25 protein-coding genes are annotated in these 23,479 nt (G+C 57.5%); 22 read left to right on the top strand and 3 right to left on the bottom strand.

Annotation, left to right across the window (positions count from 1 at the left end):
- Positions 1 to 8: 8 nt before the first annotated feature.
- The 12 genes from ACLD1Y_RS19120 to ACLD1Y_RS19175 all read left to right on the top strand — a co-directional run bounded on the left by ACLD1Y_RS19120 (position 9) and on the right by ACLD1Y_RS19175 (position 9,586).
- Positions 9 to 770, top strand: coding sequence for a head maturation protease, ClpP-related (locus tag ACLD1Y_RS19120; protein WP_429479397.1), 762 nt, complete (start codon positions 9 to 11; stop codon positions 768 to 770).
- A gap of 3 nt (positions 771 to 773) precedes the next feature.
- Positions 774 to 2,009, top strand: coding sequence for a phage major capsid protein (locus ACLD1Y_RS19125; RefSeq protein ID WP_429479398.1), 1,236 nt, complete (start codon positions 774 to 776; stop codon positions 2,007 to 2,009).
- A gap of 2 nt (positions 2,010 to 2,011) precedes the next feature.
- Positions 2,012 to 2,353, top strand: coding sequence for a head-tail connector protein (locus ACLD1Y_RS19130; RefSeq protein WP_429479399.1), 342 nt, complete (start codon positions 2,012 to 2,014; stop codon positions 2,351 to 2,353).
- The gene (locus ACLD1Y_RS19135) at positions 2,353 to 2,676 is read left to right on the top strand and encodes a phage head closure protein (RefSeq protein ID WP_429479400.1); all 324 of its coding nucleotides are present in this window, start codon (positions 2,353 to 2,355) and stop codon (positions 2,674 to 2,676) included. The genes ACLD1Y_RS19130 and ACLD1Y_RS19135 overlap by 1 nt, the downstream gene beginning before the upstream one ends.
- A complete protein-coding gene (locus ACLD1Y_RS19140; protein WP_429479401.1) occupies positions 2,669 to 3,085 on the top strand; it encodes an HK97-gp10 family putative phage morphogenesis protein in 417 nt (138 codons plus the stop codon). Before ACLD1Y_RS19135 ends, ACLD1Y_RS19140 begins: the two co-directional genes overlap by 8 nt.
- Positions 3,082 to 3,429 carry a tail completion protein gp17 gene (gene gp17 / locus ACLD1Y_RS19145; RefSeq protein WP_429479402.1) on the top strand — a complete coding sequence of 116 codons (348 nt, stop codon included), beginning with the start codon at positions 3,082 to 3,084 and terminating at the stop codon, positions 3,427 to 3,429. The genes ACLD1Y_RS19140 and gp17 overlap by 4 nt, the downstream gene beginning before the upstream one ends.
- Before the next feature lie 8 nt (positions 3,430 to 3,437).
- Complete coding sequence (locus tag ACLD1Y_RS19150; RefSeq protein ID WP_429479403.1) at positions 3,438 to 3,908, top strand: phage tail tube protein; 471 nt, start codon at positions 3,438 to 3,440, stop codon at positions 3,906 to 3,908.
- A complete protein-coding gene (locus tag ACLD1Y_RS19155; protein ID WP_429479404.1) occupies positions 3,908 to 4,375 on the top strand; it encodes a phage tail assembly chaperone in 468 nt (155 codons plus the stop codon). Before ACLD1Y_RS19150 ends, ACLD1Y_RS19155 begins: the two co-directional genes overlap by 1 nt.
- Positions 4,376 to 4,401: 26 nt before the next feature.
- On the top strand, positions 4,402 to 4,719 hold the full coding sequence (locus ACLD1Y_RS19160) for a phage tail assembly protein T (protein WP_429479405.1): 318 nt from the start codon (positions 4,402 to 4,404) through the stop codon (positions 4,717 to 4,719).
- Positions 4,720 to 4,813: 94 nt separating this feature from the next.
- Positions 4,814 to 5,686, top strand: coding sequence for a serine protease (locus ACLD1Y_RS19165; protein WP_429479406.1), 873 nt, complete (start codon positions 4,814 to 4,816; stop codon positions 5,684 to 5,686).
- A 23-nt stretch (positions 5,687 to 5,709) separates the two neighbouring features.
- Positions 5,710 to 6,315, top strand: coding sequence for a hypothetical protein (locus ACLD1Y_RS19170; RefSeq protein ID WP_429479407.1), 606 nt, complete (start codon positions 5,710 to 5,712; stop codon positions 6,313 to 6,315).
- 22 nt (positions 6,316 to 6,337) lie between these two features.
- Positions 6,338 to 9,586, top strand: a complete 3,249-nt coding sequence (locus tag ACLD1Y_RS19175) for a tape measure protein (protein ID WP_429479408.1) — start codon at positions 6,338 to 6,340, stop codon at positions 9,584 to 9,586.
- 6 nt (positions 9,587 to 9,592) lie between these two features.
- On the opposite strand, the gene ACLD1Y_RS19180 is transcribed toward ACLD1Y_RS19175, so the two are convergent.
- On the bottom strand, positions 9,593 to 10,351 hold the full coding sequence (locus ACLD1Y_RS19180) for a hypothetical protein (protein ID WP_429479409.1): 759 nt from the start codon (positions 10,349 to 10,351) through the stop codon (positions 9,593 to 9,595).
- 146 nt (positions 10,352 to 10,497) lie between these two features.
- On the opposite strand from ACLD1Y_RS19180, the gene ACLD1Y_RS19185 reads away from it, so the two are divergent.
- The 8 genes from ACLD1Y_RS19185 to ACLD1Y_RS19220 all read left to right on the top strand — a co-directional run bounded on the left by ACLD1Y_RS19185 (position 10,498) and on the right by ACLD1Y_RS19220 (position 18,512).
- Positions 10,498 to 10,830, top strand: a complete 333-nt coding sequence (locus ACLD1Y_RS19185) for a phage tail protein (protein WP_429479410.1) — start codon at positions 10,498 to 10,500, stop codon at positions 10,828 to 10,830.
- A 6-nt stretch (positions 10,831 to 10,836) separates the two neighbouring features.
- Positions 10,837 to 11,535: a phage minor tail protein L gene (locus tag ACLD1Y_RS19190; protein ID WP_429479411.1), complete on the top strand. Its 699-nt coding sequence runs from the start codon at positions 10,837 to 10,839 to the stop codon at positions 11,533 to 11,535.
- 2 nt (positions 11,536 to 11,537) lie between these two features.
- Positions 11,538 to 12,308, top strand: a complete 771-nt coding sequence (locus ACLD1Y_RS19195) for a C40 family peptidase (protein ID WP_429479412.1) — start codon at positions 11,538 to 11,540, stop codon at positions 12,306 to 12,308.
- Positions 12,305 to 12,889, top strand: coding sequence for a tail assembly protein (locus tag ACLD1Y_RS19200; RefSeq protein ID WP_429479413.1), 585 nt, complete (start codon positions 12,305 to 12,307; stop codon positions 12,887 to 12,889). The genes ACLD1Y_RS19195 and ACLD1Y_RS19200 overlap by 4 nt, the downstream gene beginning before the upstream one ends.
- A gap of 7 nt (positions 12,890 to 12,896) precedes the next feature.
- Positions 12,897 to 16,553, top strand: a complete 3,657-nt coding sequence (locus tag ACLD1Y_RS19205) for a host specificity protein J (protein ID WP_429479414.1) — start codon at positions 12,897 to 12,899, stop codon at positions 16,551 to 16,553.
- Positions 16,550 to 16,909, top strand: coding sequence for a hypothetical protein (locus tag ACLD1Y_RS19210; protein WP_429479415.1), 360 nt, complete (start codon positions 16,550 to 16,552; stop codon positions 16,907 to 16,909). Before ACLD1Y_RS19205 ends, ACLD1Y_RS19210 begins: the two co-directional genes overlap by 4 nt.
- 452 nt (positions 16,910 to 17,361) lie before the next feature.
- Complete coding sequence (locus ACLD1Y_RS19215; RefSeq protein ID WP_429479416.1) at positions 17,362 to 17,913, top strand: glycoside hydrolase family 19 protein; 552 nt, start codon at positions 17,362 to 17,364, stop codon at positions 17,911 to 17,913.
- Complete coding sequence (locus ACLD1Y_RS19220) at positions 17,883 to 18,512, top strand: lysis protein (protein WP_429479417.1); 630 nt, start codon at positions 17,883 to 17,885, stop codon at positions 18,510 to 18,512. Before ACLD1Y_RS19215 ends, ACLD1Y_RS19220 begins: the two co-directional genes overlap by 31 nt.
- On the opposite strand, the gene ACLD1Y_RS19225 is transcribed toward ACLD1Y_RS19220, so the two are convergent.
- On the bottom strand, positions 18,433 to 20,019 hold the full coding sequence (locus ACLD1Y_RS19225; RefSeq protein WP_429479418.1) for a DUF4041 domain-containing protein: 1,587 nt from the start codon (positions 20,017 to 20,019) through the stop codon (positions 18,433 to 18,435). The two genes, ACLD1Y_RS19220 and ACLD1Y_RS19225, sit on opposite strands and share 80 nt — an antisense overlap.
- Before the next feature lie 283 nt (positions 20,020 to 20,302).
- Between ACLD1Y_RS19225 and ACLD1Y_RS19230 the strand changes: the two genes are divergently transcribed.
- On the top strand, positions 20,303 to 21,097 hold the full coding sequence (locus tag ACLD1Y_RS19230) for a DNA adenine methylase (protein WP_429479419.1): 795 nt from the start codon (positions 20,303 to 20,305) through the stop codon (positions 21,095 to 21,097).
- 59 nt (positions 21,098 to 21,156) lie between these two features.
- On the opposite strand, the gene ACLD1Y_RS19235 is transcribed toward ACLD1Y_RS19230, so the two are convergent.
- Complete coding sequence (locus ACLD1Y_RS19235; protein WP_429479420.1) at positions 21,157 to 21,405, bottom strand: DUF6124 family protein; 249 nt, start codon at positions 21,403 to 21,405, stop codon at positions 21,157 to 21,159.
- A gap of 687 nt (positions 21,406 to 22,092) precedes the next feature.
- On the opposite strand from ACLD1Y_RS19235, the gene ACLD1Y_RS19240 reads away from it, so the two are divergent.
- Positions 22,093 to 23,370 (top strand): hypothetical protein, encoded by a 1,278-nt coding sequence (locus ACLD1Y_RS19240; RefSeq protein ID WP_429479421.1) that lies wholly within the window; start codon positions 22,093 to 22,095, stop codon positions 23,368 to 23,370.
- The last annotated feature ends 109 nt before the right edge of the window (positions 23,371 to 23,479 follow it).

Here is a 23,479-nt window from a genome sequence, read left to right on the forward strand (position 1 = left end):
GAGTCCCCATGACCCAAAAAGCCCTGCCGCTCGCGCCGCAGTTGCAGCCGTGCGCCCAGCTATCCGGCGAGGTTCGGCCCTTGGCGCTGGAGCGTTGGAACCCATCCATCCGCGCCGCGAATGAGGATGAGCACAGCATCTCAATTTTCGACCCCATTGGCTTCGATCCTTGGACAGGCGAGGGCGTCACCGCGAAACGCATCGCCGCCGCGTTACGCACACTCGACGGCGCTGACGTTACGGTGAACATCAACTCGCCGGGCGGCGACATGTTCGAAGGCTTGGCGATCTACAACCTGCTGCGGGAGTATTCCGGCAACGTTGTAGTCAAGGTGTTGGGACTGGCCGCATCGGCAGCGTCGATTATTACGATGGCCGGAGACGAGGTACGCATCGCCCGCGCCGGTTTCCTGAACATCCACAACTGCTGGGTCGTTGCCATGGGCAACCGCTTTGACCTGATGGAAATGGCCGAGAGGTTGGCGCCGTTCGATCAGGCCATGGCGAATATCTACGCCGCCCGCACCGGCGACTCCCAAGACGCGATGCAACACCTGATGAACGCCGACAGCTGGATCGCCGGCAGCGCCGCCGTCGAGCAGGGTTTTGCCGATGACTTGCTTGCCTCTGACGCTATCAAGCAAGGCGCGAAACCCGCCGGCCTGCTGGCGCGCCGTTACCTGAACCGCTTGCAGTACACCCCTGTAGCTGAACTGGAACTCGCCCTGGCCCGGCTTCGGGCTGCCATCCCACTGAAACCGGGAGGATAAATCATGTCCGACACCACCCACGACCTGCTCAAACAGGTCTCCGCCGAGCTGGAGCGTGCTTCCAGCGCTTTCAGCAAACAGGCCGAGGAGGCCATGAGCGAAGCGCGTAAGGCAGGCGGTCTATCTGAACAAACGAAGGCTGCAGTCGATGAACTGGCGCTGAAATTCAACAGCCTGACCGAAGCCGAAATCCAACTGAAAACCCGGCTTGGCGAGATCGAGCAGGAATTCGCCCGGCTGCCCAGCCCGACGGCGTCCCCGTCTCAGGACAGCCTCGGCGCCTGCGTGGTCAAAAGCGAAGCCCTCAAAGCCTTCGCCTCCAGCGTCGAGGGCGGCAAGCGCATCAGCATTCCGGTGAATGCCGCGTTGCTTTCCAAGGATATTCCCGAAGGCGTCGTCGAACCCCAACGTCTCCCCGGCATCGATGCCTTGCCCAAACAACGCCTGTTCATCCGCGACCTGATTGCCCCAGGTCGAACCACTGCCCCGGCGATTTTCTGGGTGCAGCAAACCGGCTTCACCAACGCCGCCGCTGTTGTGCCAGAGGGGCAAGCCAAGCCCTATTCGGACATCAAGTTCGACATCAAAATCACCGCCGTCTCCACCCTGGCGCACATGTTCAAAGCCGCCAAGCAGATCCTCGATGACTTCACTCAACTGCAATCCACCGTCGATATCGAAATGCGCTACGGCCTCAAATATGTGGAAGAGGAGGAGGTGCTGTTCGGCGACGGCACGGGCAATCACCTGATGGGTATCGTGCCCCAGGCATCGGTGTATGCCCCAGCCTTTGCGGTGGAGCAGCAATCCGGCATCGATGACCTACGCCTGGCAATGCTGCAAGCCCAACTCGCACGACTGCCCTCCAGCGGCCACGTCCTGCACTTCATCGACTGGGCCAAGATCGAGCTGACCAAAGACACACTGGGCCGCTACATCCTCGCCAACCCTCTGGGCCTCGCTGGGCCTGTATTGTGGGGCCTGCCGGTGGTGGCGACCGAGGCCAGTGGGTTTGAAGGCAAGTTCCTGACCGGCGCCTTCCGTACTGGCGCGCAGTTGTTCGACCGGGAAGACGCCAATGTAGTGGTCAGCACCGAGAACGCGGATGACTTCGAGAAAAACCTGATCTCCATCCGCTGTGAAGAACGCGTCGCCCTGGCGGTGAAGCGCCCAGAGGCCTTTATCCATGGCCCATTCACGGTGCCTGCGCCAGAAGGGCGCCGACTCAAAGCGGCTTGATCATGAGCGTCATCGATATCGAAACCGCGATGCTCCATTTGCGAGCTGAACCGGTTGATCAGCCGTTGGTGCAACGCTATCTGGATGCTGCAGAAGATGCCGCGATGCAGTACGTGCAGCGGTGTTTCTTCGCCAGCACATCAGATCTGGAACAGGCCGTTCTCGCGGGTGATGCCGGGCACGACCCAATGCTGATCACCCCATCGATTCTCGCCGCCTGCCTGCTGATCCTCGGGCACTTTTACGACAGCCGTGTCGACCTGTTCAGTGAAACCGGCCGCACCGACTTGCCCACTTGCTCGCGATCCTTGCTCGCACCGTTCCGCCGAAATTTAGGTGTGTGATGCGTGCCGGTCGCTTGCGCCATCGGGTGACGCTCCAACGCCTGACTCGGGTGCAAGACGATATCGGCGGATGGATCGAAATCTGGCTGGACGTCGGCGAAACCTGGGCCGAGATCCGCCCAGTCTCCGGCAGAGCCTGGATGGCAGCAGCTCAGGAGCAACGGGAAGTGACGGCGGAAGTGTTGATCCGCCCGCGCCAGGGCATCGTCTCCGGCATGCGCGTGGTGAAGGGCGACACCTTCTACCTGATCGAAGCGGCCCTGCTGGATTACGCCCGATGCGAACTCAAGCTGATGTGCAAAACGGTGAAGGCCAATGCTTGATACTTCGCTACGCGTCATGGGCCTCGCAGAACTGGAAGCCGACTTCCAACGCCTGGCCAAAGCCACCTCCAACAAAGTGGTGCGCGACGCCACATTGGCCGGAGCCCGCGTAGCCCAGGACCGCACCCGTAAGAGCGCGCCCATCCGCAGCGGCAAACTGCAAAAACATATCGTTGCTAAACGCCTGCGCCAGCGGGCCACACCGGGTGCCGCCGTGGCGGGTGTCAGCGTGAGACGCCCGAAGAACTCACCGGCACCTTTCTACTGGCGCTTTCTGGAACTCGGCACCTCAAAGATGACCGCCAAACCCTTCATTCGCCCAACCTGGGACCGCAGCCTTCCTGATATCGAAGGCGCAGTGCGCAGCAAACTCGCCCAGGCTATCGACCAGGCACTGCTCGCCCGATGATCGAAACCGCCATCGCCGCCCGCATCGGCACGCTGGCCGACGGCCGCGTCTACCCGGAAATCGCCCCGGCTGACGCCGCGTCCCCACGCATCACCTGGACCCTGATCAGCGGCGGCGCAGGCTGGACGCTCTCCGGCTGGGACGGCTCAACCGACGCGCAAATCCAGATCGACGCCTGGGCGCTGAGCAAACGCGAAGCGATCCTCCTGGCCGAACAAGCCTTCGACCTGATGTCCGCCAGCGGCCCCGAGTTTTGCGTCAGCGAAGCGCTGCGGCTACCCGATGATTACGAGCCCGACACTCGCCTGTTCCGCGTGAGCTGGGAGTACACCCTGCAACCCTAGGAGGCACCATGGCCAGCCAGACGCCGACCAAGTCCAAGTACGTTAAATCCCAAGGCACGCAGGTCAGCGTGTCGAAAACCAGCACCACCGACCCTGCGGACGACACCCTGGAATTCGCTGACCTCTCGGTGACCATCAAACAACCGCAGTTCCAGGGCGGGCAGTCCGACGAGATCGAAACCACCACCCTGGCCAGCGACGCTAAGGAGTTCACCACCGGCTTGGCGGACAACGGCACCTTCAGCATGTCCGGCAACTGGAAGGCAAACGACGAGGCGCAAACCGTCTTACGTGAAGCGCGGGATGACGGTGAGCCGCGTGCATTCAAAGTGGTGTTCAAGGACAAAACCAGCTCGCTGTTTCTGGGGCTGGTGACTCAGTTCACCTGGGACGCCGCGCCGAATAGCACGGTGAATGGCACGTTCAATGTGCGGATCACCGGGGCGGTTAGCTTTGATACCGGCAATGGAGGTGCGTGATGCCGCGTGCAAGAACCAGCGATAGCGACCTGCGCGACAAAATCCTCGACCCCCTACGCAATTTCAAACATGAGAGCGTGCAGGTTGATGAGTGGGAGGGCGCCACGGTGGTGATTCGAGCGCTGAGCGCGGGTGATTGGTTGGAGTATCGACGGCGGGCGTTGGAGCAGGTTCGGCAGGCGCGTGTGGCGGCGGGGTTAAGTGAGGAACGGCCTGTTGGTGATGAGGGCGATCAACCCCAGGAGCCGCTGATTGAGGTGTTCAGTGTGCCGTTGTATGCGTTTGTTTTGGCTCGGACGTTGTTTGAGTTGTCGGGTCGCAGGTTGTTTGGTGATGACGATGTCGATGAATTGGCGGAGGCGTTTAGCCCTGTGCATGATCGGTTGGTGGCTAAAGCGTTTGAGTTGAGTGGGGTCAGTGTTGATGCGGGCTCATCTGATCCCGTGGACGCGGCGGGAAACGGATAAACGCTGAGCCGGAGTTGGGATTCCTCATGGCTTTGGCTTTGCGGCTCGGTAAGACCCTGCATGAGTTGGTGGGGCAATTGAGCGCGGAGGAGCTGTTCCTGTGGCAAGCCTACAACCGTGAGTCACCGATTAGTGATGTACGTGGCGATATGCAAACGGCCGTCCTGGCAGCCGCGATTTATCAGGCACAAGGTGTGAAAGTTTCGGCGTTTGACCTCATACCAAAATGGAGTTTTGGTGCCCAGGAGCAAGGTGCTCTGGACGATGGGGAAGTACAACTCCAGCGTTGCTTGGCGAGTTTTGATGAAGACGAGACTGACAGAGCAACGCCCCAACAGCCGTGAGATGCATCTGATTTGCTCGCTAGCCGTTGAAGCGTGCGAGAGCTGTTTCCTATATTCACGGGCCAAAGCCTTGGCATGAGGACAGGAGCAGCGCATGACTCTACTTACAAAACTGTACGCATTACTCGTGCCTCTGGCGTTCGTGCCAAGTTCATTTGCGATCATTGATGGCAAAGACGTTCCTGATGATCGCTACCCATTCATGGTGAGCGTCCAATCGACCCCTTTGACAGGCACCGGAACAGACGCCCGCAGCCGACATTGGTGTGGCGCAACCTTGATATCACCATCATGGGTGCTGACGGCCGCGCACTGCGTCGAAACTCAACCTAACGAGCCGGGCACTCCGGTCAAATCTTCAGATCTTCAAGTATTAGTGGGACGTACGAATTTGGTCGATGATCAAAAAGGAAGATTGGTCAGTGTAAGTGCCATTCACTTGCATCCCCGGTACGGCTCAAAAGAGCACAACAGTGATGCTTACGATGTGGCTCTCCTTCGTCTCTCGGACCCGGTGCAAAATGTACGACCTATAGCCCTGGCTGTAAGGCAGAGTACCGAGTATGAACAAGTGGGGCGCGAGTTGAGCGTAATTGGCTGGGGCGACGTAACGCCTCAGCCGGATGATGATTTACCTGATGCTCCTAACCCCAGCGTGTATGTGAACCGGCTACAAGAAGGGGTACTTCCCTACGTCCTTCACGAGGTCTGCGCGAGTATCAGTCCGAAGGCCAACGTTATGAACGGCTTGCAGATCTGTGCCGGTGGTACCGGAGTCGACGCCTGCCAGAGGGACTCTGGCGGCCCTTTGTTTGTGTCGAATGCAGACGGTGAATTTGAGCAACTCGGTGTCTTGAGTTATGGGCTCAGAGGCGGTTGTGGGACGGTAGGTTCGCCTTCGGTTTTTACCCGTGTTGCTTCAATAGATGTCGCTGATTTCATTGAGAGTGTTTGGACTAGGGACTAGCACTCAACCAAGGGAGAATGCTCGTGCGGTCGATCAGCAGGCGTTTTCTTTTGAGTTTTGGTGGGCTGTTACTTCTTGGCGTTTTCATTGTTGCTGTGGGCTTTTATCGCTTTGGCAACGACCCACGTCTTGCCTTCGTGCTGCTCGAAAACTGCGAGGCCGCCGTTCTGCGGCTGGTGAAGACGCCATCTGCAATGACACTACTCAACGCCCGGATCTACAAAGGCGGCAACCTGAGCATTAGCGAAGATGATCAGCGTGCCTTCAAAAGCAGCACCGCCTATGCCGAAGTGGTTGCCCGAGGCGACGGGCGCTTCTTTTATCCGGCAGTCAATCTGGAAATCGAGGCGCTCAACTCCTTCGGGGTGAAGCAGGTCGATACCGTGCTGTGCCGCTATGGCGGAGTGGAGTATAAAAACGGAGCCTTGCTCAGTCTGCGGTTGATGACCTTGGATCTTGGTTCCGGAATTCTTCGAAACCCCTTTGTGTACAACAATGCGAAGTTTGCTGAGTGGGCGAAACTCGGGATCATCGATGTGGCGAGCGTTGATGAGTTCACCTGGACTGAACACTGGCGGCACTTCTTTGATCTCAAGATCAAAGTGGTGGATCTGGACGGGGAGGTGTGATGCCTAATCGTTGGAAGTACCCATGGCCGGACAAACCTTACGCTCCCTAATCGTCAGCGTCTCCGCCGAAACCAGCGCCTACCAACGCGAAATGGCCCGCGCCGGTCGAGTAGGGCGCGACTACCTACGCGCCGTCACTGCCGGCAACCGTGAAGCCTCCATAGGCTGGCGCGCTCAGGAAGCTGCAATCCGTGCCCAGGAGCGAGCCCTCGGTTCACTCTCCGGCACCGTTGGCAGTTATGTCCGCGTAATGGCCGGAGCTCTGGCCGTCGGCAACCTGATCGCCATGGCCGACCAATGGGGCCAAATCGCCTCCCGCCTTCAACTCGCCACCGACTCCCAGGCCGACTTCGCCGAAGCCCAATCCCGTTTGATGGACATCGGCCGCGTCACCTTCAAAGCCTTCTCCGAAAACGCCGAGCTTTTCATCCGCACCGCTAGCGTGCTCAAGGACTACGGCGGTACCGCCGAAGACGCCTTGAACATGACCGAAGCCCTATCGCTGGGCCTGACGGTCAGTGGCACCAAGGCCCAGGCCACGGCCTCGGTGATTGATCAGGTCAGCAAGTCCCTGGAGCGCGGAAAGTTGCAGGGCGACGGTTTCAACGCGGTGGTCACGCAGGCGCCGCGTCTGTTGCAGGCGTTGCAGGATGCCCTCGGCAAGAACCGCGATGAGCTGCGCTTGATGGCGTCCGAGGGCAAGTTGACGGTGGATGTCGTCGCCAAGGCCTGGGTCAGTCAGATCGACCGCATGCGCAAGGAAACCGACGGCATGGCAACCTCGGTGGCGGATGCGGGGCTGCGTCTGCGTGATGCCTTTATGCAGTACATCGGCACTGCTGACAGCGGCTCGCAGGTCACGGCGAAGTTGGCGCAGGCGATCAATTATGTGGCAGACAATCTGGGCGCACTGTCGGCCATCGCCGTCGGCACTGGGTTGGGCTGGATCACTCAGACGGCAGCGGAAAGCATCAAGGCGCTGTATCAGCAGGTAGACGCGGCGCGGCTGGCGTATTCGGCTGAGTTGGGCCGTGCGCGGGCGGCGTTGGATACTTCGGCGATGATCGCGCGCGTGACCCAGGCCGAGGTGTTGTTGGCCGAGCAGCGTGTGGCTGCGGCGGTGACGGCGCAGCAACTCAACACCGCAACACGGGCGCTGACGGCAGCGAAGCTCGCGGATCTGGAGGCTTCTCGCGCTGCGACAACGGCTCAGGCGGCTTATGCGGCTGCGAGTTCATTGTCGGCGCGGGCGATGTCGGGTGTCGCGGCGGTGCTGGGTGGGCCGATGGGGTTGGCGTTTCTGGTGGGGACCACGGCCACCAGTTTTCTGTTGTTCAGTGACAATGCGGACAAAGCCCGCGTTTCAACGGTGGATTTGCAGCGTCCTTTGGCCGAGCTGCGCAAGGAGTGGGAGGCCCTGAGCAATGCCCAGCGGCGTCCGATTTTCAAGCAGTTGCTCGACCAGCAGAACGAAGCGCGCAAGGCCGCTGAGCAAGCACTCCGCGATATTCGCCAGCGCGCCCAGTTGTTGGATAAATGGGGCGATAGCTACAGCGCCAATCCCTTTGCCAGAGACCGTGCGGTGGCGGCGTTTCGGAACGCGATAGCTGGCGGGCAGGATATCGATGCGGCGACTCAGGCGCTGATCAAGGCCATTGGGCCGAGTCAAAAGCTGCGTGATCAAATCGAAGGCCTGGCCGGTGCCTATGCCCGCAGTCAGCAGCAGGCCGATGAGGCAGGCAAGCGTATCGACGCGTTGGACGGCATATTGCGCAACGCCCAGAGCGCCGCTGAAGGGGTCAGCACGGGACTGCAAAGCATCAAGCCACCAGATGCCGAGCTGACCGCTGCGTGGGAGCGGCGTATCAACAATTTGGTCGAGCAGATGGCCCGTCTGCGGGACAGCTCGGCCCTTGGTGAAATCAATCGACAGGCCGATCGGGATCAGCTCAACCAGACCGAAGCCGGTCGCGCATTACTCGCCCGCGCACAGGCCGTCGCCCAACTCAAGGACGCGCAAGAGGCAGCTAACCGAGCCCAGGAAGAGGCGAACCGTCAAGCTCGCCAAGCCGCTGAAGCCGCCCAGCGTGAAGCGCAAAGGCTTCAGGATAGTTACGAGCGAACCCTGCGTTCATTGCGCGAGCAGCTCCAGCTAAGCGATCAGAAAACCGAACGCGCCCGCATTGAGTACGAGATCAATCAAGGCTCACTGGCTCAGCTCGATCAGTTGAAAAAAATCAAGCTGCAACGGGCGGCGTTGGCGGTTGATCAACTCAATACGCAACGCGGCTATCAGGACCTGTTGGCGGAGATTCAGCAGCAGGAAGACAACCTGCTGGTCAGCACACGTAAGCGCTTTGCCGAACTCGACCGACTGCAAAAGCAGGGCGGTTTATCGGCGGATCAGTACCGCACCGCAGCCGATGCAATCTCTGGTGCATCGGTCGGCAAAGCGCCGGCCTTTATGGGGCTGGACAGCTCCGTCGGTGGCCCAAGCGCTGAGCTGATTCGCCTCACCGAAGTGGAGCGAGAACTGCAGCAATGGCGCGACAAAGAGCTGGAGCGTCAGCAACTGTTCTTCGACCAAAAACTCACCAGCGAGCAGCAGTACCTGGACCGAGTTGCCGAGATCAACCAACAGAACAATGACCGGCTCGCCGCGATTCAAGACGCCTATAGCTCTGCCACACTCGGCGTGTTTAGCGAACTTACCGGTAACGCAGCCGACCTGTTCAAGCAACTCGCCGGTGAAGGTTCGGCAGCGTACAAACTGCTGTTTTTCGCCAGCAAAGCAGCGGCCATGGCCCAGGCGATCATCAACACCGAAGTGGCAGCGACCAAGGCTCTGGAACTGGGGCCAGCCGGTCCGGCAGCGGCGGCGTTGGTTCGGGCGCTGGGCTATGCCTCGGTGGGCATGATCGCCGCGACTACCTTGGTCGGCATGGCCCACGAAGGCATCGACACGATTCCGAAAACCGGCACTTGGTTGCTGCAACAGGGCGAGCGTGTGGTGGACGGTCGCACCAATCGCGATCTCAAACAATTCCTGGCCCAGGCACCGCCCGGCAGTGCGCAGCCAATGCCTTCGGTTAGCGTGAACATCAACGTCGATGCGCGGGGCAACAGTGCAATGTCCGTCACCTCCCACGCGGGCGCCCAGCAGTTCGCGCAGCAGATGGGACAGGCGATTGAAGAGGCCGTCCGGCAAGTCATCCGCCAGGAACAACGGCAAAACGGTTTGCTCGATGTCTCTGGCAGACAGTTTAGGTGAGCTGCGTTATCCAGGCGTTTGCCAACTCAGCGCCGCTGCAAAGTCCGGAAAATCATCCAGACGAAGAAGCTTAAAACCGCGTTCGGTCACTTCAGCAGGTACGTTTAGGCCGTAGTCATCAGCAGCAGACACATTGCGAATGCCAAAGCGCTCCATGTCTTTGATTGATACCGTCCATTCCTGGGCTGCTTTGAGCTGCTGCCCCATGACCGTGATGCGATCATCCATGCCGATTTTCTTGAAGAGCGCGTTTTGCCTCACTTTGGCGTCTTCGACATAGCGAATTGCTTCGCCCCGCAGGCTTTCTAACAAGGCTATTTTGTCTTTCTCAGATAACGCGGCGCCGTCCTCGAATTTGATGTCCTCAAGGGTAGGGCCTGCCATCAGACCTTCTTGAATGGGTGATCCGTGCCAAATCACGACAGCGCCGGATGTGACCTGTTTGTGTTTGCCAGCAGGGAAGACGTAATTGGCGCAAGAAGAGGCGCAGAGCCGTTTGACGATCACATCAAGTTCTGCGGCCAATACGATCTCGGCGAGATCCATTCCGACGTTGACATCACCGCCACCGGAATCAATTACCAGTTTGGCGACGGTTCCGTTCGACGCTTTTACCAGGTCGGCCAGCTTGGCGACGGCGTCGGTATTCAGATCGCCGGTGTAATGAACGGCGTCACCGGTAACCTCTACCGTCACTGGCGAGGCTAAAGCCAATGCAGCCGGAACGGTGGTGAACAGGGATATTACGAGCAGTGCTTTTTTCATTGTGTATAGCTCGCTGCGAGAGTTGACCGCAGGAAAACTACCACTGACTCGGCGCTGGTTGCCGCACCCTTGACGAGGGAGTTGATTCAAAATGCTTCTTGAGCGGCGTACGTTTTTATCAGTGGCTCATGTGCGGTTTAGATGAGATGGAAACGTTCACTTGGCCCGTGCGCCTTGGCTCATCCGGGCAGATCGAGCAGCGCGTGCAGACCAATGAGTTTGGCGACGGCTACGTGCAGGTGATCGGCGTTGGCCTCAACAATCAAGCCGAAGCCTGGGACGTTTCCGTGACCGGTGTGCTGGCCAAGATCCAGCCGGTGCGAGCATTCCTCGATCTGCATCGCGGCTCACGCTCTTTCCAATGGACACCACCAGGTGGCAACGCAGCGCGTTTTCGCGCAACCGGATACCGCCTGCTGCCCCACGGCAAAGGTATCTACACCCTGAGCTGGACCTTCCAACAAGTCTTCTACCCCTGACTCGCCATGGCCATCAACACCGACGTCCAACTGCTGGAGCCGGGTGACGCAGTGCGCTTGTACGAAGTCGACGCCACCCACCTGGGCGGCGACCTGATGCGCTTTCACGGCCACATGCAGGACGGCACGATCATCTGGCAGGGCCAGGCCTATGAGCCGATCAGCATCGAAGCCAAAGGCCTTGACCTCAACGGGGACGGTCGCCCCGCACTGCCAACGCTGACAGTCGGCAACGAAATCGCCGGTATACGTGGCGCCCTCTCAGCGCTGTGCCTGCATCTGGACGACCTGGCCGGCGCCAAAGTGACCATCCGCGAAACCTTCCGCCATTACCTCGATGCCGCCAACTTCCCCGAGGGCAACCCGCAGGCCAGTGACCAGCAGCGGGTGATGAGCTGGTTTATCGAACAGAAAACCGATGAAGACGAGATGCAGCTGGAGTTCCAACTCTCCAGCCCTGCGGACTTGCAGGGCATCAAAGTCCCCACGCAACAAATCACCAGCCTGTGCCGCTGGGCCTGCATGAACCAGTACCGAGGCGAGGCCTGCGCGTACATCGGCACGGCGTTGTTCACCAAGCACGACGAACCCACTGATGACCCCGCACAAGACCGCTGCGCCGGGCGCTGGCGCAGTTGCAAGGTGCGCGGCAACACCGCGCGGTTTGGTGGGGCGCCGGGTTCGAGTTTGATTATTCGGAGGTAGCCATGCGAATCAGCCGCGCCCTGGAGGCGCAGATGCGGCAGCACGCCGAGGCAAGGTATCCGGAAGAGGCGTGTGGGTTGTTGATCCGCACCGGCAGCGGTCGCGTGTATTGGCCGTGTCTCAACGCTGCTGCCAGTGCCTCGGAGCATTTTTTGATCAGCCGCAATGCCTGGTGCGAGGCCGAGGATCAAGGCCAGGTGCTGGCGGTGGTGCATAGCCATAACAACGGCAGTGCTCGGCCCAGTCAGGCGGATCGGGTGAGTTGTGAGTTGCATGAGTTGCCCTGGGCGATTGTGGCTTGGCCGGGTGGCGAGATCGGTTGGCTCAAACCCGAGGGCTACACCGCGCCGCTATTGGGGCGCGACTTCACCCATGGCGTGTTGGATTGCTACACGCTGATTCGCGATTGGTATGCGCGGGAGTGGGGGCTGACCTTGCCTGACTACCCGCGCACCGACCGTTGGTGGGAGGACAAACACGGCCCGAGCCTCTACCAACATCACTTTGCCGAAGCCGGGTTTGTGCAGGTCGACAATCCCCAGCGCGGCGATGTGCTGATCATGGAAATCGGCCGTACCTATCACCCCAACCACGCGGCGATATTTTTAGGCACGGACGGTTCGCTCTCCAGCGAACGGGCGCCCGATTTGGGTGGCAGTGGTCCGTTTTTTATTCATCACCTGTACGGGCGCAGTTCGACCCGCGAGGTGTATGGACCGGATTGGGCGCAGCGCACGCGGTTGATACTGCGACATCGCGAGGCACGCTTATGAGCCAGCGCACGGTGCGGTTGTATGGCGTGCTGCGTAAGCACTTTGGGCGGGACTTTCCGCTGGAGCTGTCCAGCCCCGCCGAGGGCATCAGTGCGTTGTGCTATTTGATGCCGGGCTTTGAGCGCTTTCTGCGGGATGCCGAGTCGCGAGGGTTGGTGTTCTCGGTGTTCGCCGGCCAACGCAATCTGAGCGAGCAGGAATTGCCCCTCAGCACTCGCGACGACAGCGTGATCCGCATCGTGCCGTTGGTGGTTGGCAGTAAAAGTGCGGGGCTGTTCCAGACCATCCTCGGCGTCGCGTTGGTGGCGCTGGGGTATTTCAGCTTCGGCACCACGTCACCTTGGGGCATGGGCCTGATCGCAGCGGGCACCGGCGCGGCTGTCGGCGGTGTGATGCAGATGCTTGCACCGATCCCGAAGCCGGGTCTGGGCCGAGACGAGGAGGGCAATCGCGCCAGCTACGCGTTCGGTGGCGCGGTCACCACCGTCGCGCAGGGTAATCCGTGGCCGGTTTTGTATGGTGAGCGCGAGATTGGCGGCGCGGTGTTGAGTGGCGGCATCTACGCCCAGGATCAGGTCTGACGCGGCCATGGGCAGTTATGTCGTCGGCGCCAAGGCTGGCAGCAGCAAGCCCAATCGTCCCTATATCGCCAGCGACAGCGCACCCTCCATCGCCACCGCGAAACTGTTATACGCCTTTAGCTGGGGCGAAATCGTCGGTCCGGTAGATGGGCTGAAATCCATCAAGCTGGACGGCACGCCTCTCCAAGCTGCCGATGGCACCGTGAATTTCCCTCGGGCGCGTTGGCAGTTCCGCTCGGGCACCTTGAATCAGGATCGCCTGGTTGGCTTCCCCGAAATCAACAACGAGATCGTCATCGGCGTCGAACTGCGCTCCGAGGCGCCTTGGGTGCGTTCGGTCAGCAATGACGAGATCAATGCCGTGCGCTTGCGACTGTCCTGGCCCCAGCTCCAGGCGCAGGACGCCAACGGCAATATCAACGGTTACCGCATCGACTACGCGGTGGATATCGCCACCGATGGCGGCGCTTATTTGCCAGTGCTGACCGCCTTCGTCGCACGCAAAAACACCACCAAATACGAGCGCTCTCATCGCCTGGAATTGCCCTCAGGTAGCGAGTGGACCCTACGCGTCCGCAGGCTGACCCCCAACCAAAACAGCAGCCTGATCGCCGACATGATGCGCGTCGAGTCGATCACCGAAATCATCGACGCCGAACTGACTTACCCCCTCACCGCCGTGGGCGGCATCGAATTCGATGCCGAGCAATTCAACAACGTGCCCAAACTCTCGGCCCTGATGCGCGGCCGCATCCTGCGTGTGCCCAGCAACTACGATCCGGAAACCCACACCTACATCGGCATCTGGGATGGCACCTTCAAACTCGCCTACAGCAACAACCCCGCCTGGGTCTGGTACGACCTGGCGCTGCACTCCTATTACGGCCTCGGCGAGCGGCTCAACGCGGCGATGGTCAACCGCTACGCCTTGTACCGCATCGCCCAGTGGTGCGACCAAATGGTCCCGGACGGCAAGGGCGGTACCGAGCCGCGCTTCACCTGCAACCTCTATCTGCAAACCCAGGAAGAGGCGTACATCGTCCTCGAAGACATCGCCTCGATCTTCCACGGCATGGCCTATTGGGACGGCAGCCAGATGGTGGTCAACGCCGACATGCCGCAAGACCCGGTCTACAACTTTCATCGCGGCAACATCATCAGCCTCAAATACCAGGGCGTGCGCAAACGGGATCGGCATACGCGGGCGATGGTCAGTTGGGACAATCCCGACAACAGCTTTGAGACCGAGCAGGAGCCGGTGTTTGTCGAGGACGGCATCGCGAAGTTCGGGATTCAGGATTTGCCGCTGGGCGCGGTGGGTTGCACCAGTCGCGGGCAGGCGCAGCGGGCGGGGATGTTTGCGTTGGTCAGCGAGCAAACGCAGACACGCCCGGCGACGATGCGTGTTGGCCTGGATGGACAGATACCGCGTCCGGGGCAGTTGATTCGTTTGAGTGATGAGCTGCTGGCGGGGCGCGCCAATGGTGGGCGGGTGTCGGCGGTGGCGGGGCGGGTGGTTACGTTGGATCGGGATGTGGAGATTCCGTCTGGGTCGCGGTTGATTTGCAACTTGCCCAGTGGTGCGTCCGAGTCGCGGTTGATTGCGCGGGTGAACGGGCGTGCGGTGACGGTTGCCGCCGAGTACAGCGAGCTGCTGCTGCCGGAGTGCGGTTGGGTGATCGATGCTGATGACCTGGCGACCCTGCAATTCAAAGTGCTGAGCATCACGCGACCGGAGTGGCAGCAGTTCCAGCTCACGCTGATCCAGCATGAACCGGGCAAATACGATGCAGTGGACTACGCGAGCAAGATCGACCCACCGCCGGTGACCGTGATTCCACCCGGCGTGCAGGCGCCGCCCAGTTCCGTGCTGATCACGCAAAGCATCTCCACACAACAAGGGCTGGCGGTGACCACCATGACCATCGCCTGGCACGCCGCTGAGTATGCGGTGGGCTATGACGTTGAGTGGCGGCGCGGCGCCGGGGATTGGGTACGGATTCCGCGCACCGGAGAACTGTTGGTGGATGTAGTGGGCGTGTACTCCGGCCAGTACCTGGCGCGGGTGCGGGCGGTGAATGTGCTGGATGTCTCCTCCATACCGGCCAGCTCGGTGTTGACCACCATTGAGGGCAAGATCACGCCGCCGCCTTCGGTGGCGTTTTTGCGTACCCAAGACAAGTTGTTTGGGATTGATTTGCAGTGGGGCTTCCCTGCCGGGGCTGAGGATACACAGCGCACAGAGGTTTGGTCCTCGCAGGTGCCCGCGTTTGAAAATGCACAGAAACTTGGCGACTTCGCTTATCCGCAGGCTGCGCATGACTTGCAGGGGCTGGCGGCGGGGGCTCGGTTCTACTTCTGGGCTCGGTTGGTTGATCGCACTGGCAATGTCGGGCCTTGGTATCCCGTTGGCAATGGTCTGGCCGGACAAGCCAGCGCCGAGGCCGGGCCGATTCTGGATTTGATCGCGGGGCAGATTGGCGCCAGCCAGCTGGGTCAGGAGTTGCTGGGTGAGATTGGATTGATCACTGGCGATGGGCCTGGCTCGGTGAACGACCGGCTGGAGAAGACCCGAGAGGAGCTGAAAGAGCTTTTCAGCGAGGTGAGCGATGCCTTGGCGTATGACGAAACCAAGGCCTATTCGGCGGGGGAGATTGTTCGCCTGGGCAGCCGCCTGTTCCAAGCCAGAGAACCGGTGCAAGGCGTGGCCCCACCCGATCCCGATTATTGGCTGGACATCGGCACCGTTGCCGAGACCGCTGATGCACTGGCCTATCAGGTCGAAGCGAACTCCAGCAGCATCGAACAGCAGGGCGAGCAGCTCATCGCCCAAGCCCATCAACTGAATACCGTCGTCGCCTCAGTGGATGATGCGGTGGCTTCGGTGCAGCAGGTCAGCCAAGCCCTGGCCAGCACGGATGACAAGCTCCAGGCCATGTGGGCGGTGAAGATGGAGCTGAACCAGGACGGGCAGTATGTGGCTGCTGGGTTTGGGTTGGGCATCGAGAATACCGAGGCCGGGCTGCAAAGCCAGTTTCTGGTGAGTGCGGATCGGTTTGCCATGGTTAACACCTTGGCGGGTGGGCAGGTATTCACGCCGTTTGTGGTGCAGAACGGGCAGATGTTTATCAATCAGGCGTTCATTGAGAACGGCTCGATTACCAACCTGAAGGTAGCCGCTGCTGCGATTGGCTCCGCGCAGATACAGAACCTGGCAGTCACCAGCGGGCATATTCAGGATCTCGCGGTGGATACGTTGAAGATTGCAGGTCGGGCTGTGACGCTGCCTGTTTCTTACTATGCGGCTGAGATGATGACTATCCGCCCCTCGGGAACGGCGCTTAATTGGCAGCCGGTAACTTCGTTGAGTTATGTCGGTTCTGGAGAGTCAACATTGCTCAATTCAACTATCCAGTTTTCTTCCAATGGAAGCTTCGCACATTGGCGGCTTGTGGTGAATGGTTCAATTTTGACTTCAGGGTTAATGAGTGGTGTTAGCACCACTACAGGCGATCCGCGACCGTTCAATACACATGCGATATCAGTAATAGTCGGTATTGCCGGTACGGTGACAGCTCAGTTGCAATGTACGCCAGCGGCGGGCGGATATTACATTCTTTGGGTTGCAAATCGGGCGATGACGATTCTGGAGGTTAAACGATGAATATCGTTGAATATGATCTATCCGGGAGAATTCTCTCAGTCATTTCGTACCCCAACGCTGATCAGGCAGTGATGGAACTCTATTCCGGTCGATTGTTTCTTGCGCATGAGGCTGTGATCGACCAGTCGAGAGATTACATAGACGATTGCACGCTAGTGGCCAGGCCACCTAGCTCTGTCAGCCTGAACGGGCAGTCGCTTAAGGGGGTGCCCGTGGATGCGTTGATATGGGTTGACGATCAATGCTATTTGGCCGACGGAACCGATGTGGAAATAGGCATAAGCCAGAAAGGTGTTTATCAGATAAAAGTACAAGCGTGGCCGTTTTTAGACTTCGAGACGGTATATGAGAATTGAGCACAAAATAAGTTACAAAAAACTTCGTGCGCAGAATTATCCTCCGATAGAGGATCAGTTGGACATGTTGTGGCACGGAATGCATGAAGGGAAACTGTCTAAAGTTGAACCCTTTTACTCTACGATCAAACGGATAAAAGAAACCTACCCAAAAGACGGGGTGGTGCCATGAATAAAATAATCGTGATCGCTACAGTTCTATTGTTGGCTGCTTGCTCTGGTTGGAGGGAATATGCTGTAAGTAATAACTGTCAGGCGACAGATCAAACGTTGCAGAAGCCTCGTGCCGAGATGTCGAGCATGTCGTATATGGCCATGGGGCGAGACTTTATGACCATCCCAATGAGCCCCTCTACGATTTATGTAAGGTATGAAAGCTACAGGCTTTATCAGTGCGATAACGGACCAATTTGGGGGCCAATGTAACCGTGTGACTCCAGTCGAGGCCGAAAATGAACATCACCGAGAAACAGCTGCAGCAAATCTTCCCCAACGCCCGCGAACAAGCGGGCGTTTTTGTGTCCGTACTGAACGATGCCATGGGGCGTCGAGAGATCAACACCCGACAGCGCCAGGCAGCATTCCTGGCGCAGATTGGCCACGAGTCGGGGCAACTGCGGTATGTGCGGGAGCAGGGGAACGACACGTACCTGAGCCGCTATGATACCGGGGCTTTGGCGAAACTGCTGGGCAACACACCAGAGGCTGACGGTGATGGCCAGCGCTACCGAGGGCGCGGGCTTATCCAGATAACGGGCCGACGTAACTACCTCAGATGCAGCTTGGCGCTGTTTGAAGATCTGCGCCTGCTCAAGCAGCCGGAGTTGCTGGAACAACCTCAATGGGCGGCTGAATCGGCAGCTTGGTATTGGTGGGCGAATGGGTTGAATGCATTGGCTGATCAGGATGATTTTGTTGGCATCACCCGGCGCATTAACGGTGGCACGAATGGTCTGGAGGCGCGTATCGACCTGTGGATCTGGGCAAGGGCGGTTTTGTGCTGAATGCGCGGGGAGTCGTTCTGGTTGTCTTGTTTGTCATCTGCGCCGCTGGCGGGTGGCAAATCCAGACTTGGCGGTACGAACGGAAACTGGCCGAACAAGCACAACTCCACACTGAAACGCTCAAAGAGCTGGCCTTCGCCTCATCATCACAGCATCGCAGCGAATTCGACAAACGCTACGCCCTGGAGCAGCGCCTGCAAGCCAACGACCAAACCCACCAGAGGGCTCTGACCGATGCCAAACAACGCCAAGCACGCCTTATGGATCGCCTGGCTACCGCTGATTTGCGGCTGTCAGTCATCCTCGCCCAGCCGCCCTTTGTCAGAGGTGATGCAGTGCCTGCCGCCACCGGTGCCGGCGGGGTGGTTTATGGAGGAGAGAGAGCCGAACTTGACGGAGCGTTTGCTCAACGAATTGTCAGGATCGCCGAGGAAGGGGATGAGGGACTGATTGCGTTGGCGGGGTGTCAGGCATATGTGCGAGCAACGAGTTATGCCCGCAATACACCTGACAATGTTGTTAGACCGCTTCTTGCGCCTCCTCAAGTTCTTCCTGAGGCTCAAACTCAAGTTGGTGGCGCGTCCACTGCTGCGCAATGACCGGATTCTCTAGAATCTGCTGTTCAAGTCGGATGGTTTCGCGGAACTCATGTGCATCAGCCGCCATGGTCCAATGGGTTTCGACTCCCAGGCTTTCCAGTTCGGCGCGAATCTCCGTCAGCTCCAACCGGAAAAACTCTTTCCGTGGATTAACCTTGTTCATCTGACGACGCAGGAAGTGGCGGTGCAAAGTCTTTTCAAGGCCAGGAGCGTCATCACTGAAGATCATTGCGTGCACGTCAAACTCAAACGGTACGCTGGCATCGCCAAGTTCGCGGATACGGTCCTTGGGCTCCAGGCGCCGGGTCATGCCAATCTTGAACACTTCCTCACCGAAAGATCCAATGTTGGAAATCACATACACGTGGCCGGCTCTGGTCTGCTGGGCCATTGATAGCGCACGCTGGTTCTTTTCCTCGGCAACTTGGAGTTTGCTTTCCAGTTCCCGAAGTTTGGCCTCGTATTCGGCACGTTGAGCATCGTTGGCGGTAGCGACCTGCTGAAGAACCTTGTCCATCGCCTTTTTGATGGTTTCTTCTTCTTTCGCGGCGTCTTTTATTGCGCGTTCAAACTCGCGACGTGCTTTTTCTTCCTCCCGAATTTGTTCGCGCAGTTGCCGTTGCTCTTCGCGTTCCTGGTCTTTCAGCGCTTGTGCGGTGGCTGCCCACTTGAGCTCTTCAAGCCGGGAGGCGAGGTATTCGTCAGTAATCCGAGCGTTTCTAAAGGCTGTGCCGTTATGGTTGACCAGCGCGAAGGCATCCCGGATTTCCTGCTCCAGCTTACCGTGGTTATCAGCTTTGTTCCTTGAGAGGATCGAATCGACTTTGCCGTTAAAGGCATCGATAACAAAACGGATCGCCGTTCCCTTTCGATTGGCTTCAGCATAATCACAGTTTGCGGCCCTACCGGATTTGACCATCGAGCGAGTTGCATCGCGGGCGGCTTTGAGCTTTTTCCCCGCGTCAGTAAAGGCGAACTCTTCGGCTAGGTCATCCAGCAGGTTATAGGTTGGAACGATGTACGCGTCACCATAACCCTCGACAATGTTTTTCATTGCTTTGGCGGTTTCTGCAAATTCCTTGGCTCGGTTCATTGCTGCGTAGGCTTCGCCGGCAATTTCTTCGGCTCGCTTGTTGGCCAACTCGATAATCCGGTCAGCAGCCAACCTGGCTTGCTCCAGCTTCTCTTCGGATTGCTCGATTCTGGTTTTTGCAGCGAGATTGGCGCTTTGGCGTTCCTGGGCGGCGTCTTGTTTGGCTTTAGCCAACTCAAGTTCCGCTTCGAAAATGAGCTTTTTAGCCCATTCTTCCGCGTCGATGATGCTTTGATATTTCGATAGAGCAGCAACACGGCTTAGCAGGTCGAGGTTTTCCTGTTGCTGCCGGGCGATTACTTCTTCCCGTTGACGCAGGTCTCCTGTCAGCTTGGCAATAATCTTTGCGGCTTTGAATCGAAGAGTCAAAAGCGCAAGGATGCAAGCGGCAGCAATGATGAGCAGTAGCTCCATGTGATCCCTCACAGATGGTCTGATTGAATATTGGAGCTGGACGCTATCCTTTAGCCACTACTGTGTCCACACACATTCTGATTCAGATTTTTTCTCTGTTGAGATTTGTGCCAGTTAGAGCTGGGCACGAAATGTAAGGAGAGCGATCAATCCGGATGCAGCAACATCCCGACTGACCGCCAAACCCGCAGACCAAGCCTGCAAGTCCAGCCAAGGCTCCCCGCTTTGCGCGCAAAGCACAGCGAGCCTAGCACCTGTTTCTGCACACAGAGAAGGCTTGCACATGACGACTCCCATCATCCCCTGGATGGGCGGCAAACGCCGCCTGGCCGACCGCCTCATCCCACTGTTCCCACCCCACGAGTGCTACGTCGAAGTCTTCGCTGGCAGCGCTGCCTTGTTCTTCCTACGCCCCCAACCCGCACCTGTTGAAGTCCTCAACGACATCAACGGCGATCTCGTGTGCCTGTACCGCGTCGTACAGAACCACCTGGAAGAATTCGTCCGCCAATTCAAATGGGCGCTCAGCTCCCGGCAGGTATTCGAATGGCAAAAGATGACCCGCCCGGAAACCCTCACCGATATCCAACGTGCGGCCCGATTCTTCTACCTCCAACACCATGCCTTCGCTGCCAAAGTCTCCGGCCAGACCTTCGGTACGGCAACGACAGCGCCACCGATCAACCTGCTACGAATCGAAGAAAACCTTTCCGCCGCATGGCAGCGGCTCGCCGGAACCTATGTGGAAAATCTGCCATGGCTCGACTGCGCTCAGCGCTACGACCGGCCACACACCTTCCACTACATGGACCCACCGTATTGGCAGGTCGCAGGCTACGGTGTGGAGTTTTCCTTTGATCAATACGAACAGATGGCCGAATTTATGCGTCGCTGCGAGGGGAGGGTGATGGTCAGTATCAACGACCACCCGGATATCCGGCGGGTGTTTGATGGCTTTCACTTTGAGACTCTGGATGTTCGATACACCTCAGCTAACCAGCGCCAAGCGACGACAGAACCGACCGGTGAGCTGGTGATCATGAACTGGGAGCCTGAGGTACTGGGCGGATTGTTTTGAACCAAGCACAAATCGGATAGCCGCTCTTTAGCGAGACGGCTACCCGGGTTGGATTGCTGTTAGCTCGCAGATGGGCTCTCTCGTTCCAGTACCATTTCGATCAGTAGTCGAGCGTCCTCAATCAGTTGAACGGCACCGAAGGCTTGCTGGCGCGGTACCTCATCCAGATTGAAAACGCATTCGTAGGCGATCGCGGTGGCTGATTGGAGAAACTCACTGGCGTGAACGAGCGCTTTTTCGGTGGTGATATCCGAGCGGACGTTGAAAAGGCCCTGTGAGGTATCTGCGATGTTGTCGTTGGTGTTCATAGGCAAACCTCCCGTTGCGGGTGGCGGTTTTTATCACGTGCGGATGGGGATTTCCGTCGACTCAATAAGCTGACGGAAAATTCCGATATGTGTAACAGACTATTGATTAGACGTAGTGGGCGGTGCCCTGGCGCGAAAGGGGGATAAGTCATCTCCATACCCTCGGACAGTGATAACCCTGTCACCCGCCGTTCTGACACGGAATGGGTGGCAGACCGTACGGGGGTCAGAAAACCGGCGTCCGAGGGAACCGGCCAGGCCGAAGCCTGCCCCGCACGGCCCGCCATAGCAATGCAGCGGCAAGATGCTGAGGCACCTGGCTGCTAGAGAAGGGCGTTACCGCGCTTCGGACGTTCGGGGTTCTGACTCCCGGCTGCAATAGTTTACTGCAGCGGATTTAGCGTACCGTCGCGGAACGCTCCCATCAAGGGGGAGAATGGCTCCTCTAAGTACCGGCACTAGTTTTTAACGCTGACGTTGATTACATCGTAGAGAGGGGGGCAAAGGTGAATACTGGAATTCCTAAAAGCTTGACCTCGATCAGAGCTCATAGTGTTTGCTCTCTGCGATATTAAAATGGCATCATGACACTGGTAACGTACCGCTGTTTTCTCAGCTGAACCAAAAAACTGATTAATCAAATTATAAGTTTTGGAGTGACGTGCTCGCATGGAAGAAGTATGCAGTGTGACTGACGTATTTGGATTGCGTCGAGATGTCCTTTCTTATGTTGAACGTGATCATGTAGATAAGTTGTTTAAGATCGCACTTCAAACAGATAAACAAATACTTGTATATGGTGCTTCGAAGCAGGGCAAGACTGCCTTAGTAAATAAGCACTGTCCGCCAGAGCAAACAATAACTTATCAACTTACTCCTGAGACGCAACTCGTTGATATTTATCAGTATGTCCTAAGGGAGGCGGGGGTTCTAATACGTACCGAATATACCGAGGGTGAGGGCGGTAGTGCATCGATTAGTGTGAAGGCTAAAATCAAGGCTACATTTGCGATATTTGCAAGTGGTGAGGCGGCTTTAGATGGTGGGGCAGGGCTGAATTATTCTCAAACAAGCAGAAGTCAAGAGTTGCCATTTAATATTGAGCAGCCTCAGCAAGTGTCAAGTCTTTTAAAGAAAGTTAAGAATAAAAAAATAATAGTGCTCGATAATTTTCATTATTTAACGCTAGAAACCCAGAAAGCATTTTCATTTGATTTGAGAGCTTTTCAAGAGTTGGGCGTTAGATTTATAATTTTGGGTGTTTGGCGCGAGCGGAATAGGATGCTCCAATTTAACGGTGATCTCCTAGATCGAGTCAAAGAAATTCCTGTTGAGCCTTGGAGTCACACTGACTTTGAACGCATTCTAGCAAAAGGAGAGTCTTTGCTGAATCTAGAGTTCTCGAAAGAAATTGCTAGTGATTGTTGTGAGCTTTCATTTTCGAGTGTTGGTGTGTTCCAAGACTTGCTTCAAGGCGTATGCTTAGCTGCGGGCATATATTCGAAGTTAGAAAAAAAGGTAGTTGTCGATCAAAGTTCAGCTCTAAGATTAATTGTGCATGAGAAGGCGGAAAGTTACGGAGATAGGCACAAGCGATCCTTTGAGTCTATCGCATCATGCACCAAACAGTCCGGGGGGATGGAGAGATATTACTATACAATAATAGATATTATTTTGGAGGGAGGGTTTGCAGCAATTGAAAACGGAATAACGCATGATGCAGTATTTGATAAGATTGTGAGTCGCTCGCAGGGAAAGGCACCAGGAAAGGTGATGATAAGAAATGCTTTAGGGCAGCTGCATAAAATACAGTCTGAAAAGTCGATCACTCCGCCAATTCTGTATTTTGATGAAAACACAGATACATTAAGTATTTCTGACTCAACCTTATATTTCTTTTTGAAAAACTCTAATTTGAAAGAGTTCAGAACTAGGCTGAAGTCTTCTTATGGTGGGAAAATTTAAAGAAAGTTAGTTTAGGTAATGGCTGACAGTTGCTAAGATTTTTTGTAGACGCTGTCAGTGTTTTCTTGTTTGTAGGCTGAGCATGCAGTCTTGGTTTACCATTCATAAC

The sequence above is a fragment of the Pseudomonas sp. 18175 genome (assembly GCF_050432925.1).
Taxonomy (GTDB): domain Bacteria; phylum Pseudomonadota; class Gammaproteobacteria; order Pseudomonadales; family Pseudomonadaceae; genus Aquipseudomonas.